Source organism: Magnetospirillum sp. ME-1 (assembly GCF_002105535.1).
Classification (GTDB): domain Bacteria; phylum Pseudomonadota; class Alphaproteobacteria; order Rhodospirillales; family Magnetospirillaceae; genus Phaeospirillum.
On record NZ_CP015848.1, the window covers coordinates 175,088 to 190,106 of the forward strand.

7 protein-coding genes are annotated in these 15,019 nt (G+C 68.2%); 3 read left to right on the forward strand and 4 right to left on the reverse strand.

Going from position 1 to position 15,019, the window contains the following annotated elements:
- Window position 1: 1 nt before the first annotated feature.
- The 3 genes from WV31_RS00680 to WV31_RS00690 all read right to left on the reverse strand — a co-directional run bounded on the left by WV31_RS00680 (window position 2) and on the right by WV31_RS00690 (window position 7,695).
- A complete protein-coding gene (locus WV31_RS00680; protein WP_269466696.1) occupies window positions 2–3,115 on the reverse strand; it encodes an efflux RND transporter permease subunit in 3,114 nt (1,037 codons plus the stop codon).
- A gap of 121 nt (window positions 3,116–3,236) precedes the next feature.
- On the reverse strand, window positions 3,237–6,308 hold the full coding sequence (locus tag WV31_RS00685; protein WP_085371873.1) for a multidrug efflux RND transporter permease subunit: 3,072 nt from the start codon (window positions 6,306–6,308) through the stop codon (window positions 3,237–3,239).
- A gap of 160 nt (window positions 6,309–6,468) precedes the next feature.
- The gene (locus WV31_RS00690; protein ID WP_085371874.1) at window positions 6,469–7,695 is read right to left on the reverse strand and encodes an efflux RND transporter periplasmic adaptor subunit; all 1,227 of its coding nucleotides are present in this window, start codon (window positions 7,693–7,695) and stop codon (window positions 6,469–6,471) included.
- 225 nt (window positions 7,696–7,920) lie between these two features.
- Between WV31_RS00690 and WV31_RS00695 the strand changes: the two genes are divergently transcribed.
- From WV31_RS00695 to WV31_RS00705, 3 genes are read left to right on the forward strand one after another with little or no spacing between them, the layout of a single operon-like run.
- Window positions 7,921–9,051, forward strand: a complete 1,131-nt coding sequence (locus tag WV31_RS00695; RefSeq protein WP_085371875.1) for an FIST signal transduction protein — start codon at window positions 7,921–7,923, stop codon at window positions 9,049–9,051.
- The gene (locus WV31_RS00700; protein ID WP_085371876.1) at window positions 9,052–12,357 is read left to right on the forward strand and encodes a PAS domain S-box protein; all 3,306 of its coding nucleotides are present in this window, start codon (window positions 9,052–9,054) and stop codon (window positions 12,355–12,357) included.
- An 8-nt stretch (window positions 12,358–12,365) separates the two neighbouring features.
- Window positions 12,366–13,385: an HD domain-containing phosphohydrolase gene (locus WV31_RS00705; protein WP_085371877.1), complete on the forward strand. Its 1,020-nt coding sequence runs from the start codon at window positions 12,366–12,368 to the stop codon at window positions 13,383–13,385.
- On the opposite strand, the gene WV31_RS00710 is transcribed toward WV31_RS00705, so the two are convergent.
- Window positions 13,379–14,968: an HD domain-containing phosphohydrolase gene (locus WV31_RS00710; RefSeq protein WP_206072567.1), complete on the reverse strand. Its 1,590-nt coding sequence runs from the start codon at window positions 14,966–14,968 to the stop codon at window positions 13,379–13,381. The two genes, WV31_RS00705 and WV31_RS00710, sit on opposite strands and share 7 nt — an antisense overlap.
- Between the last annotated feature and the right edge of the window lie 51 nt (window positions 14,969–15,019).

Consider the following 15,019-nt stretch of genomic DNA (forward strand, 5'->3'; position numbering starts at 1 on the left):
CTCATGCCGCCGCCTCCCCGCGCCGCCCCTTGCGCCAGGCCGACAGCCGCGCCATCCACAGATAGACCACCGGCGTGGTGTAGAGGGTAAGCAGCTGCGACAGCAGCAGCCCGCCGACGATGGCGATGCCCAGCGGCCGTCTCAGCGCCCCGCCCGGGCCAGAGGCCAGCGCCAGCGGCACGGCGCCCAGGAGCGCGGTCAGCGTGGTCATGGTGATGGGGCGGAAACGGGTGCGGCAGGCCAGGGTGATGGCCTCAAGCGGCGGCACGCCCTTTCGCTCGGCCTCGATGGCGAAATCTACCATCAGGATGCCGTTCTTCTTGACGATGCCCATCAGCAGGAACACGCCGATGACGCTGATCAGCGTCAACTCGGTATTGGTGCCCATCAGGGCCAGGAGCGCGCCGATGCCCGCCGAGGGCAGGGTCGAGATGATGGTGATGGGGTGCAACAGGCTTTCGTACAGCACGCCCAGCACGATGTAGATGGCCAGCAGGGCCGCCAGGATCAGCACCGGCTGGTCCTTGAGCGATTCGGCGAAGACCTTGGCGTTGCCGGCGAATTCCCAGCGCACGCCGGCGGGCAGGCCGATGTCGCGGGCCGCCGCCTGCAGGCGGGTCGCCGCCTCGCCCAAGGGCACGCCGGGGGCGAGGTTGAAGGTCAGCGTCGCCGCCGGGAACTGGCCCTGGTGGGCCACCGAAACCGGGGCGGTGGAGGGCTCGAAGCGGGCCAGGGCGTCCAGCGGCACCTGGCGGCCGTCCTTGGACTTGACCCACAGCAGGTGCAGTGACGACGGGTCCTCCTGGAAGCGGGGATCGACTTCGAGGACCACCTTGTACTGGTTGCGCTGGGTATAGATGGTCGAGACCTGCCGCTGGGCGAAGGCGTTCTGCAGCACCTGGTCCACGTCGGTCATGGACACGCCCAGCCGGGCGGCGGCGTCGCGGTCCACCACCACCTGGGTCTGGGGAATGGCGGCGTCCTGGTCCGACGAGACGTCCACCAGACCGGGCTCGGCTTTCAGGCGCTCCACCAGCTTGGGCGTCCATTCGCGCAACTCGTCGAGGGATTCGCTGAACAGCACGAACTGGAACTGGGCCTTGCCCATGCGCCCGCCGATGCGGATGTCCTGGCCCGCCATCAGGAACACCGAGACGCCCTCGACCCGGGCCAGCTTGGGCCGCAGGCGGTTGATGACGTCCTGGGCCGATTCCTTGCGCTCGCCCAGGGGCTTCAGGTTGATGAACATGCGCCCCGTATGCCCCGCGCCCCCCGGCCCGCCGCTGCCCACGAACGAGCCCAGGCCTTCCACCGCCGGATCGGACAGCACCACCTCGGCCACCTTCTGCTGGCGTTCGGCGATGGTGCGGAACGAGATGTCGACCCGGCCCTCGACGCTGGCGAACACCAGACCGGTGTCCTGGGGCGGAAAGAAGCCCTTGGCCACCTGGCCGTAGAGGAACACCGTCACCGCCACGGTGCCCAGGGTCACCGCCAGCATCAGGCGGCGATGGGCCAGCGCGTGGCCCAGGCTCCGCTCGTAGGCCCGCTCCAGCCACGCCATGGCCGCCTCGCCCGCCTTGGCCAGGCCGGACAGCGGGCGCTGCTTGGGCCTCAGCACCATCAGGTGGCCGAACAGGGTGGGCGTCACGGTGAGCGACACCACCGCCGAGACGATGATGGCCACCGACAGCGTCACGGCGAATTCGCGGAACAGCCGGCCCAGGATGCCGCCCATGAACAGCAGGGGAATGAACACCGCCACCAGCGACAGCGTGATGGAGATGACGGTGAAGACGATCTCCCTCGAGCCCTTGATGGCGGCTTCCAGCGGCCCCTCGCCCTTTTCCATGTGGCGCGAGATGTTCTCGATCATCACGATGGCGTCGTCGACCACGAAGCCCACCGAGATGGTCACCGCCATCAGCGAAATGTTGTTCAAGCTGTAGCCCACCAGCCACATGAAGGCGAAGGTGGCGGCCAGGGACAGCGGAACGGTGACCGAGGCCGCCACCGTCGGCGTCATCCGCCCCAGCGTCAGGTAGACCACCATGACCACCAGCCCGATGGAGATGGCCAGCGTGGTCTCCACGTCGTCGAGATTGCCGCGGATGTTGACGGTGCGGTCAGACACCACCGAGACCTTGGTTCCCGCCGGCATCCAGCGCCGGAGCTGGGGCAGGATCTCCTTGATGCGGTCCACCGTCTCGACCACGTTGGCGCCCGGCTGCTTGCTGATGATCACCAGCACGCCCTTGTCGCGGTTGAACCAGCCGCCGAGGCGGGTGTTCTCCACCGAATCCACCACCGAGGCCACCGCCGACAGGCGCACGATGGCCCCATTGGCCGATTTGACGATCAGGGGGGCATAGGCGCTGGCGGAAAACAGCTGGTCGTTGGCGCCGATGCTCATGGCCTCGGATGCGCCGTCCAGGCTGCCCTTGGGGGCGTTGACGTTGGCGGCGGCCAGCGCGCTCCTCACGTCTTCCAGGCCCACCCCCATGGCCGCCAGCTGGCCGGGATTGACCCGGACGCGCACCGCCGGCTTCTCGGCGCCCGACAGCGACACCTGCGCCACCCCGTCCACCTGGGAGATGCGGCTGGCCAGAATGGCGTCGGCGGCGTCGAACACTCGCGCCGAGGGCAGCGAATCCGACGTCACCGCCAGGATCAGGATGGGCGATTCCGCCGGGTTGATCTTGCGGTAGGTGGGAGGCTGGGGCAGGTCGATGGCCAGTTCCGAGGCCGCGGCGTTGATGGCGGCCTGCACGTCGTGGGCGGCGCCGTTGATGGAACGGTCCAGATCGAACTGCACGGTGATGGAGGTGGAGCCCTGGGTGCTGGTGGACGTCATCTCGGCGACGCCGGGAATCTCGCCCAGGCGGCGCTCCAGGGGGGCGGCCACCGTGGCGGCCATGGTGGCGGGATCGGCGCCAGGCAGCTTGGCGGTCACCGCAATGGTGGGAAAGTCCACCTTGGGCAGCGGCGCCACCGGCAGCCGGTCGAAGGCCACCATGCCGGTGAGGAACAATCCGACCGCCAGCAGCAGGGTCGCCACCGGACGGCGGATGAAGATGGCGGAGAAGCCGCCGCCGTTCATGGGAGACTCAACCATGTCATCCCGAGGACCAACGGGACGAGGGATCCCCTCCTGTTCCGGCTTTTCCGCCCCGGCCACATCCTGCCAGACCGAGATCCCTCGCATGCGCTCGGGATGACAGGAGAGAACGGGCCGCTCACGGCACCTGCTCCACCGGCTTGGGCGCCAGACGCCGCTTCAGCCGCTCGAAGGCCAGGTAGATCACCGGCGTGGTGTAGAGCGTTATCAGCTGGGACAGCACCAGCCCGCCGACGATGGAGATGCCCAGCGGACGCCTGAGCTCGGCCCCGGTCCCCGAATCGATGGCCAGCGGAATGGCGCCCAGCAGCGCCGCCATGGTGGTCATCATGATGGGGCGGAAGCGCAGCAGGCTGGCCTTGACGATGGCGTCCTTAGGCGCCAGCCCTTCATGGCGCTCGGCCTCGATGGCGAAGTCGATCATCATGATGGCGTTCTTCTTGACGATGCCCATCAGCAGCACGATGCCGATCAGCCCCACCAGCGACAGGTCGTGGCCGGTGACGACCAGGGCCAGCAGCGCGCCGATGCCCGCCGACGGCAGGGTGGACATGATGGTCACCGGGTGGATGGTGCTTTCGTACAAGACGCCCAGCACGATGTAGATCACCACCATGGCCGCCAGGATCAGCCAGGGCTGGCTGTCCAGGGCGCGGCGGAATTCGGCGGCGTCGCCGGAATAGTCGCCGGTGATGGTCTCGGGCAGGCCCATGTCGCGCTGGATGGAATCGATGGCCGAGGTGGCGGCGCCGAGCGACACGCCGGGGGCCAGATTGAAGCTGATGGTCACCGCCGGGAACTGGCCCTGGTGGGTGATCAGCAGCGGCACCCGCCTGCGCTCCACGCCGGCCACCGCCGACAGCGGCACCAAAGCGCCGGTGGCGGAGCGGACATAGAGCGATCCCAGCGCCTCGGGCCCGCCTTGGTATTCCGGCGTCACCTCGAGGACCACCTTGTACTGGTTGACCTGGGAATAGATGGTGGAAATCTGCCGCTGGCCGAAGGCGTCGTACAGGGTGTCGTCGATGGCCTGGAGCGGCACGCCAAGCCGCGCCGCCTTGTCGCGGTCGATGCGGATGTCGGCCTGCAGGCCGCCTTCCTGGGAATCGGTGGCCACGTCCATCAACAGGGGCGAGGCCTTGAGGCGCTCCACCACCTGGGGCACCCAATGGGCCAGTTCGGCGGCGTCGATGTCGGTCAGCGTGTACTGGTACTGGGTGCGGCTGGTGCGGTGGCTGATCTGGATGTCCTGGGCGGGGCGGAAATGCACCTGCATGCCGGCCACGGGGGCCACGATCTCGGCCAGCCGGGCGCTGATCTCCGCCGCTCCGGCCGAGCGCTGCTTCCGGGGCTTCAGGACGATGGTCATCTGGCCGGTATTGGCGGTGGGATTGATGGGCCCCGCCCCGATGAACGAGGCCACCGCCGTGACGTCCGGGTCGGTACGCACCAGATCGGAGACCCGGCGCTGCATGTCCATCATGGTGGAAAACGACACGTCGGCCCGCGCGTCGGTGGTTGCGACGATCAGGCCGGTATCCTGGGCGGGCAGAAAGCCCTTGGGCATCCACACATAGAGCGCCACGGTCAGCACCAGGGTGGCGAAGGCCACCCACAGGGTCGCGCCCTGGCGGCCCAGCACCCAGTCCAGCGAGCGGGCGTAGAGGGCGCGCAAGCTCTCGAACAGGCGCCCGGACCTGGCCTCCTCGTGCCCGCCCTTCAAGAGATGGCCGCACATCATGGGAGTGAGCGTCAGGGACACCACCGCCGAAACCACCACGGCGACCGCCAGGGTCAGGGCGAATTCGCGGAACAGACGGCCCACGATGCCGGTCATGAACAGCAGGGGAATGAACACGGCCACCAGCGACACGGTCAGCGACACGATGGTGAAGCCGATCTCCTTGGACCCGGCCAGGGCGGCGTCCAGGGGCTTCATGCCCTTCTCGATGTAGCGGACGATGTTCTCGATCATCACGATGGCGTCGTCGACCACGAAACCGGCCGAGATGGTGAGAGCCATCAGCGACAGGTTGTCGAGCGAGAACCCGGCCAGGGCCATGACGCCGAAGGTGCCGACCAGCGACAAAGGCAGCGCCACCGCCGGGATCAGGGTGGCGCGCACCGAGCGCAGGAAGGCCCAGATCACCCCGATCACCAGGCCGATGGTGAGCACCAGGGTGAACTCCACGTCGGCCACCGAGGCGCGGATGGTCTCGGTGCGGTCGGCCAGCACCGAGACCTTGATGCCGGTGGGCACGGCGCGGGTCAGCTCGGGCATCCTGGCCTTGAGGCGGTCGACGGTGGCGACGATGTTGGCGCCCGGCTGACGCTGGATGTTGAGGATCACCGCCGGCTTGCCGTCGAACCAGCCGGCGACGCGGGAATTCTCGACCCCTTCCACCACGTCGCCCAGGTCGGCGACGCGCACCGGGGCATTGTTGCGCCACGCCACCACTTGGCCAGGATAGGCCAGGGGATCGGATATCTGGTCGTTGGCGCCGATGCTTAGCGCCTGCGACACGCCGTCGAAGCTGCCCTTGGGCATGTCCACATTGGCCTTGGACAGCGCCTGGCGCACGTCCTCCAGCGACAGGTTGTAGGCGGCGAGCCGGGCCGGGTCCATGCGCACGCGCACCGCCGGTCGCTGGCCGCCCTCGATCAGCACGCGGCCCACGCCGCCGATCTGGCTGAGCTTCTGGGCCAGCAGGGTGTCGGCCACGTCGTTCAGCCGGGTGATGGGCAAGCTGTCCGAGGTCAGCGCCAGGGTCATGATCGGCGGATCGGCCGGGTTGACCTTGGAATAGACCGGGGGATAGGGCAGCCCGGTGGGCAGAACGCCGCGCGCCGCGTCGATGGCCGCCTGCACCTCCTCCGACGCCACGTCGATGCTCTTGGCGAGATCGAATTGCAGCGTCAGCGCGCTGGTGCCCTGGGACGAGGTCGAGGTCATCACGGCAAGGCCGGGAATCAGCCCGAACTGGCGCTCGAGCGGCGTGGTGATCAGGGTGGCCACCGTCTCGGCGCTGGCGCCGGGCAGTTGGGTGGTCACCTGGATGGTGGGAAAGTCCACCTGGGGCAGGGCCGAGACCGGCAGCATGCGAAAGCCCAGGATACCCGCCAGCACCACCGCGAAGGCCAGCAGCCAGGTGGCGACGGGACGGCGGATGAAGGGGGCGGAAACGTTCATGGCTACCGAGCCTTAATGAATTTTGTCATTCCGAGCGCATGCGAGGAATCTCCGCCTGGAAGGGTGGTGCCGATTCTGAAAGGTCGGGCCAGGACGAGATCCTTCCTCCCGTTGGTCGTCAGGATGACACGTTCATGCTTTCTGGGCCGGATCCCGGACGTCATTGCGGCTTGCCCGCGCGGCCCTTCCCCTCACCCCGGCCTTGGCCTTGAGCCTGACCCTGGCCTTCCCCGCCCTTTTCGCCCGTCATGATGCGCGACCCGGGCTGCAGCTTGGCGGTGCCTTCCACCACCACGGTCTCGCCCTCGGCCACGCCGTCGTCCAGCAGGGCCTGGCCCGCCTCGGTGGCGGCAACCTTGACGGCGCGCATCTCCACGGTGCGGTCCTCCCTGACGGCGAAGACGTACGGCCCCTGTGGCCCGCGCTGCACCGCCTGGGTGGGCACCACCAGCCCGTCCCTGCGCACCGAGAGCAGCAGGCGGACATTGACGAAGCCGCCCGGCCACAGCCGGCGCTCGGCATTGGGCATCACCGCCTTCAGCTTGATGGTGCCGGTGGTCTGGTCGATCTGGTTGTCCACCAGTTCCAGCTCGCCGGTATCGGCCAGGGCGCGGGTCTCGGGCTGAAAGGCGCTGACCTGCAGCCTGCCATCCTGGCGCAGCCGCTCGTTGACGGCGCCCAGGGATTGCTGCGGCAGGGTGAAGACCACCGAGATGGGCTGCACCTGGGTCAGCGTCACCAGACCGGTGGCATCCGAGGCCCGCACGATGTTGCCCCGGTCAACCAGCCGCATGCCGGTCCGCCCGCCGATGGGGGCGGTGATGACGGTGTAGGACAACATGGTCTTGGCGTTGGACGCCGCCGCCTCGTCGGCCCGCACCGTGGCTTCCAGCTGGCGCACCAGGGCGCGCTGGGTATCGACGCTCTGGCCCGAGACCCTATCGCCCAGGCCGACATAGCGGGCGAGGTCGCGGCGCGCCGCCTCCAGCTGGGCGGTATCCTTGTCCCGCGTCGCCAGGGCCTGTTCGTATTGGGCGCGATAGGTGCGCGGGTCGATCTGGGCCAGCACGTCGCCGGCCTGGACGTCCTGGCCTTCCCTGAACAGCACCTCGACCAGCTCGCCATCGACGCGCGAGCGCACCGTCACCGTGTTGTAGGCCTGCACCGTGCCGATGGCGTCGAGATAGATGGGCATGTCGCGCCGCGCCACGGCGGCCACCGTCACGGCCACCGGCCGGCCATCGGGGCCACCCGGCTTGCCCCCGTTGCGCGCCGGCTGGGATTGTGGCGGCAGCAGCGCCAGAGCCAGACCGGCCGCCGCCGCCAATCCGGCAGCCACCAGCGCGCCCTTGCGCCACAGGGGATTGTTCAGGTCAAAGGAAGGCAAGGCCCACTCCCAGGAATTCCGTCAGGCCAGATTATGACCCGAGCGGCCCGGCCTGTCAGTAACAGAGGGTAACACTCGTTTTTCCGTCCCGCACCGCCCCGACGGCCGGGCGCCATTGCCATTCGGTTTATATCAAAGTTATAATCCATCAACATTTTCCCGTTATGCTGCCCTCCGCAGAAATACGGATCTGGTCACGCCAGAAACACGGGGGAGAGTGCGTCCATGTGGATTGAACAAAGGCTGTGGACGGTCGGGCAGGGCTGGACCGTGACGGGAGATCGCGGCGCCGAGGCCTCCCTGGTGCTGTACTTCGCCGCCCCCGGCACCTTGCCGGGCGAAACCATTCTGGCCGATTTGCGCGCCGCCTATGGCGATGCTCCCATCCTGGGATGCACCACCGGCGGCGAAATCCTGGGCTCCGAGGTCATCGACGATTCGGTGGTGGTGTCGGCGCTGGGTTTCGACCGGGCGAAAGTGCGCGTCATGGCCCACGACCTGTCCGACGTGTCGCAGTCCAGGGCCATCGGCACCACCCTGGCCCGCCAGCTGGCCGGCCCGGAGCTGCGGGCCATCTTCATTCTGTCGGACGGCACCACTGTGAACGGCGACGCCCTGGTGGCCGGCTGCATGGAAGCCGTCGCCGCCGACGTGGTGGTGACCGGCGGGCTGGCCGGCGATGGCGCCCGCTTCAAATCCACGGCGGTGGGCTGCAACGACGTCATGCGTCCCGGCCGGGTGGCGGCGGTGGGCTTCTACGGCGACTCGCTGTCCATCGGTCACGGCAGCTTCGGCGGCTGGGACGAGTTCGGGCCGCCGCGCACCATCACCCGCTCGGCCGCCAACATCCTTTACGAGTTGGACGGCGAGCCGGCGCTGGACCTCTACAAGCGCTATCTCGGCGACGAGGCCCAGGGCTTGCCGGGCAGCGCCCTGCTGTTCCCGCTGTCCATCCGCCCCCAGGGCGCCGACGACGGCGGCGAGGTGGTGCGCACCATCGTCGGCATCGACGAGGAGGCCAAGTCGATGATCTTCGCCGGCGACATGCCCACCGGCCATCTGGCGCGGCTGATGCGCGGCAATTTCGACAACCTGGTGGACGGCGCCGGACGGGCGGCGGAATCGGCGGCGGCGGTGAGCGGTCCCTGCCTGGGCCTGCTGGTCAGCTGCATCGGCCGCAAGCTGCTGATGGGCCAGCGCATCGCCGAGGAGGTGGAGATCGTCGCCGACGTCCTGGGCAAGGGCTCCAGCCTGATGGGCTTCTACTCGTATGGCGAGATTTCCCCCCACGGCTTCACCGGCAAGTGCGAACTGCACAACCAGACCATGACCATCACCACCATCTCCGAGCGCTGATTGTCCACGTCTCCGCCCCTTCCCCTTCACCGCCTGCTGCAGCGCCAGTTGGCCCGTGCCGCCCGCGGCACGGCCGATGGCGCGCCCGATTTCGACGCGCTGATGCGCCTGATCAGCGATTCCTACGAGGAGCACGACCGCGAACGGCGCCTGTCGGACCGCTCGGCCCGGCTGATGGAAGAGGAATTGCGGGCCGCCAACCAGGAATCCCGCCGCCAGGCCGAAGCCCATCTGCAGGCCATTCTCAACACCGTCGGCGAAGGCATCGTCATCGCCGATCCCAGCGGCACCATCGTCAGCGTCAACCCGGCCCTGCTGTCCATCTTCGGCTACGAGCGTGACGAGGTCATCGGCATCGGCATCGACGCGCTGATTCCCCAGGCCGGCGCCGGCGGCGAAGCGATTCGCGGCATGGACGGAATCTTCGCCCTGGGACGCGAGACCATGGCGCGGCGACGGGGCGGCAAGGCCTTTCCCGTCGAACTGGCCGCCGGCGACCTGACCCCCACCGGATCGCCCCAGTTCGTGGTGATCCTGCGCGACATCTCGGAACGCAAGCGCATCGAGCGCGAGATGGCCGAAAGCCAGGAGCGCTTCCGCGATTTCGCCCAGTCCACCTCGGACTGGTTCTGGGAGATGGGCCCCGATCTCCGCTTCACCGGCTTTTCCGGCCAGTTCACCGAACACACCCAGGCCCTGCCCAGCCACTATGTGGGCCGCACCCGCGACGAGATGATCGCCGACGAAACCCCCATGGAGGCCCGGCTGCAGAACCTGGCCGACATGGAGGCGCGCCGCCCGTTCCGCGACTTCGTCTACCGCACCAGGGAGATGGACGGGCCGGGCCGCTTCCTCAAGGTCAACGGCAAGCCGGTGTTCGGGCCCGGGGGCGAATTCCTCGGCTATCGCGGTACCGCGTCCGACATCACCGAGGAAATCGAGGCCGAGGAACGGCTGAAGGCCGCCCAGGCCGAGACCGAACGCCTGGCCCAGCGCAACAACTCGATTCTGGAAAGCGTCGATGACGGCATCGTCGGCATCGATCTCAACGGCAAAGCCACCTTCGTCAACCGTGCCGCCGCCGAATTGCTGGATTTCGAGCCCGCCGAACTGGTGGGCAGCGACATCTTGCCCCTCATCGCCTCGGACATGGAAACCGCCGGAAGGCTCTACTCCATCCTGCTGCGCCTGACGAACTCCATCCGCGACGACGCCGCCAGCTTCAAGCGCCGCGACGGCACGCCGCTGCCGGTGGAGTACATCGCCTCGCCGGTGATGGAACACAGCAATCAGGTGGGGGTCGTGCTGGGCTTCCGCGACATCACCCAGCGCCGCCTGGTGGAACGCCAGCTGCGCGAGGCCAAGGAGGCGGCGGAGGCCGGCAACCGCAGCAAGTCCGAATTCCTCGCCACCATGAGCCACGAGATCCGCACCCCCATGAACGGGGTGATCGGCATGACCGGGCTGCTGCTCGACACCAGATTGACCGAGGAACAGCGCCATTTCGCCGAGACCATCCGCGATTCGGGCGAATCCCTGCTGACCGTCATCAACGACATCCTGGACTTCTCCAAGATGGAGGCGGGCAAGCTCGACCTGGACTTCACCGAATTCGAACTGGCGCCTTTGGTGGAAAGCGTGCTCGATATCCTGGCGCCGCGCGCCCATGCCAAGGGTATCGAGATCGCCGGCCTGATCGCGCCAGAGCTGCGCATGCTGGTGCGCGGCGATCCCGGCCGCCTGCGCCAGATCCTGATGAATCTGGCCGGCAACGCCGTCAAGTTCACCCATCAGGGCGGCGTGTCCATCGAAGTCGCCCCGCTGGAGGGCGGCGACCAGGACCGCATGGTGCGTTTCGCCATCAAGGACACCGGCATCGGCATCGCGCCCGAGGCCCAGTCGCGGCTGTTCTCCATGTTCTCCCAGGTGGATTCCTCCACCGCCCGGCGCTATGGCGGGACCGGATTGGGCCTGGCCATTTCCCGGCGCCTGAGCGAACTGATGGGCGGCAGCATCGGCGTGGACAGCGAGCCCGGCAAGGGCTCCACCTTCTGGGTGATCATTCCCCTCGACCTGCTGGCGCCCCAGGCGGCGGCGGCGCCGGACCTGGTCGGCCGCCGGGTGCTGGTGGTGGACGACAACGACGTCAACCGCGACGTCATCGAACGCCAGCTCAAGACGTTCGGCATCCACGTCCAGGCCTGCCCCGACGCCGGGACCGGCATGGGCGAGCTGACCCGGGCCGCCGCTGCGGGCGAGCCCTGGGAGGCGGCGGTCATCGATTCCCAGATGCCCATGGTCACCGGCGCGGAAATGGTCCGCATGATCCGCGCCATTCCCATGCTGAAGGACACCAAGGTCATCATCACCTCGTCCCAGGGGATGCCCGCCGAGCACCTGGGCGAAAAGATCGTCATCGACGCCTTCCTGCACAAGCCGCTGCGCCAGACCTCGCTTTTGGACACCATCGGCCGGATGCTGGGCGTGACCGGGGCCGAGAACCGCCCGCACCACGACGAGCAGGAGCCCGCCCTGCCCGAGGCCGGCGGCAAGCGGCTGCGCATCCTGGTGGCCGAGGACAATCCCGTGAACCAGCAGGTGGCGCTCGGCCTGCTGCGCAAGCTGGGCCACACGGTGGACGTGGTGGGAGACGGCGCCGAAGCGCTGGAAGCGGTGCGCCTGCTGCCCTACGACCTGGTGCTGATGGACGTGCAGATGCCCGAAATGGACGGGCTGGAGGCCACCAGGGCCATCCGGGCGCTCAATACCCCGACCGCCAGGATTCCCATCGTCGCCATGACCGCCAACGCCATGCGCGGCGACGACCAGATGTGTTTCGATGCCGGCATGAACGGCTATATCTCCAAGCCCATCGACCGCCGCAAGCTGGCCGAGGCGCTGGCGCCCTATTCCGGCGCGAGCGAAGCCAAGCCGGCCGCCGCGCCGCCGCCGCCGGCGCCGAAGGCGGTCGACCTGGATGTGCTGGACGCCCTGGCGGCCGACATCGAGGCCGACACCGTGGTGGAGATTCTGGTGAAATTCATGGAGGACGCCCGCGCCCGCCATCTGGCCGCGGCACAGGCAGCCCCCGCCGGCGACCTGGACCGGGTCCGCCGCGAAGCCCATACCATCAAGGGTGCCGCCGCCAGCCTGGGCCTGCTGGCCGTCCGCGATTCCTGCCTGGCGCTGGAGCAGGCGGCACGGGCCGGCGACGGAACCGAGCCCCTGCTGGCCGAACTGCACAGCCGTATCGAGGCCCTGCCCGGCCAGCTGTCGGCAACCGCCTATGCCCTGCCGGTGAACTGAGTCTTTCCATGATCGCCCTGCTCATCGACGACAACCCCACCAACCTGATGCTGCTCAAGCACCGTCTGATCAAGATCGACGGCTGCGAGGTGGTGTGCATGGACTCGGCGGTCGCCGCGCTGGCCTGGTGCGAGAACAACACCCCCGACATCATCCTCACCGATTACATGATGCCGGAAATGGACGGGCTGGAATTCATCGCCCAGTTGCGGACGCGCCCGGCCATGCAGGACATTCCCATCGTCATGGTCACCACCTCGGACCTGCGCGAGATTCGCCAGAAGGCCCTGGACCTGGGCGCCGCCGACTTCCTGACCAAGCCGGTGGACGGGCCGGAGCTGATGGCGCGCACCCGCAACCTGCTGGCCCTTCGGGCATCGCGCCTGGCGCTTCACGACCGCGCCGCCGAGGAACTGGTGATGCGGCTGTCCAAGGCCGCCGAATACCGCGACCCCGAGACCGGCGCCCATATCGAGCGCATGGCGCGCTACAGCGCCCTGATCGCCCGCCGCCTGGGTTTCGAGGCCGAGGCGGTGGACAGGCTGGAGCTGGCCGCGCCCATGCACGACGTGGGCAAGGTGGGTATTCCCGACATGATCCTGCTCAAACCCGACCGCCTGACCGAGACGGAGTTCGTGGTGATGAAGCAGCATGCCTCGTACGGCTGGGACATCCTCAAGGACAGTTCGTCGCAACTGGTCCGCCTGGCCGCCCTGATCGCGCGGACCCATCACGAAAAGTACGACGGCAGCGGCTATCCCGCCGGGCTGGCCGGCGAGGCCATCCCCATGGAGGGCCGCATCGTCGCCGTGGCCGACGTGTTCGACGCGCTGACCTCGACCCGGCCCTACAAGACGCCGTGGAGCGTGGAAAAGGCGGTGGCCTTCCTCGAGGAGCAGCGGGGGCGCCATTTCGATCCGGCCTGCGTCGACGCCTTTCTCTCCGACCTGGATGAAGTCCTGCGCATCAAGGCGGAGTTCCGCGATCACCCGGACGAGAATCCGCCCCATCCCCTGGCGGATTACTGAGCCGGAGCCAAAGGCAGGCGGCCCTCGGCCACCAGCGTCCGGCAGGCATCCACCACTTCGGCGTCGAAGCGGGTCCCGCGATAGGCGATGATCTCGTTCATGGCTACCTCCAGCCCCAGGGCGGCGCGGTAGGGACGGTCCGAGGCGATGGCCTCGACCACGTCGGCCACCGCCAGGATGCGCGCCTCGAACAGAATCTCGTCGCCCTTCAGCCCGTCGGGATAGCCGCTGCCGTCCATGCGCTCGTGGTGATGGCGCACCATGTCGGCCACCGGCCAGGGAAACTCGACCCCGTCCAGGATGTCGCAGCCGTCGGCGGCATGGCTGCGGATGATGTCGAATTCCAGGGGCGACAGCCGGCCGGGCCGGGTCAGCATCTCGGCCGGAATGCCGATCTTGCCGATGTCGTGGATGGTCCCCGCCACGTGCAGGCCCTTGAGACGCTGCGCGGATAGGCCCAATTCCTGCCCGATGGCCACCGCGATGTCCGCCACCCGGCGCTGGTGTCCGGCGGTATAGGGATCGCGCACTTCGATGGTCGAGGCCACCGCCTCGATGGTTCCCTCCAGGGCGCGCTCCAGAGCTTTCTGCGCCCGCTCCCCATCCTTGATCTGCCGGCGCAGATCGCCGGTATGCACCAGCAGGCGTCCGGTCAGCGGCCGCAGGATCAGTACGAAACCGGCGATTCCGAACCCCACCAGCACCATGGCCCCGATGGCAACGGAAAGCACCAGACGGTCGATATTGCTGTGCAGTTCCCCCTGGTCCTGGCGGATCACGACGATCCAGTCCGATCCGGGCAGGCGCTGGGCCAGCACCACGTCGCGGCCGCCCCCGGGATTTTGCAACAGCACGGGGGAGGCGTCGTCGGAAGCCAGGGCGAACGCCTCGCGCACCTCGTCATCTGCGCCGGGCGCGCCGTGCCGGCGGGGAAAGAACACGTCCGCCCCCGCCCCATGGCCGCGCCCGACGATGATCTCGCCGGTCTGACCCAGGGTTTCAAGATCGGCCACCACCGCCCGCAACCCCTCGGCGTCGAGCAAAAGAACGTCGACCCCCTCCCGCGTTCCATCCCGGCCCAGAATCGGCGCCGAGACCATCAGCACCCAGCGCCCCTCCACCAGGGCCGGCGCCCCCAGGACGGGCGGCTCGCCATGAGCGGGGCTCCACAGCTCGGACGGAACGGGCCGCCCCACCGTGACCAGCGGCCGCAAATCGGGCCCCAGCCGGGTGATGCCCAGCATCTCCCGCGACAGCTTCAGGGAATCTCCCAGCTTGTCGGTGGTGAAGGCCCGCAATTCGTCGGCGGACATGCCGCCCCGGTTATAGGTGATCAGGGCGTCGCGGATGACGCTGCGGCTGGTGACCTGGCGAGCGAGTTCCCCCGCCCGGCTCACATTGGCCCGCAAGGCCTCGATCTGCAGGTCCAGGCCGTGCTCGAACGCCCGGTCGGCGGCGGCCACCATCTGGGCATGCAGCGGAACGATGGACGCGAAGGCCACCCCAAGCCCCACCATGGCCATGGCCAGCACCGCATACATGATGATATTGCGCTGCAGCTTGACAGCGTCGATGACCTGCACTCGAAACGACCTCTCACCTTGGAATTTGACTTTTATCAAATTGAAGGTGGC

Excerpts from the sequence above, each read along its gene's own strand:
- WV31_RS00680 (WP_269466696.1), bottom strand. The coding sequence starts at position 3,115 with ATGGTTGAGTCTCCCATGAACGGCGGCGGCTTCTCCGCCATCTTCATC.
- WV31_RS00685 (WP_085371873.1), bottom strand. The coding sequence starts at position 6,308 with ATGAACGTTTCCGCCCCCTTCATCCGCCGTCCCGTCGCCACCTGGCTG.
- WV31_RS00695 (WP_085371875.1), top strand. The coding sequence starts at position 7,921 with ATGTGGATTGAACAAAGGCTGTGGACGGTCGGGCAGGGCTGGACCGTG.
- WV31_RS00705 (WP_085371877.1), top strand. The coding sequence starts at position 12,366 with ATGATCGCCCTGCTCATCGACGACAACCCCACCAACCTGATGCTGCTC.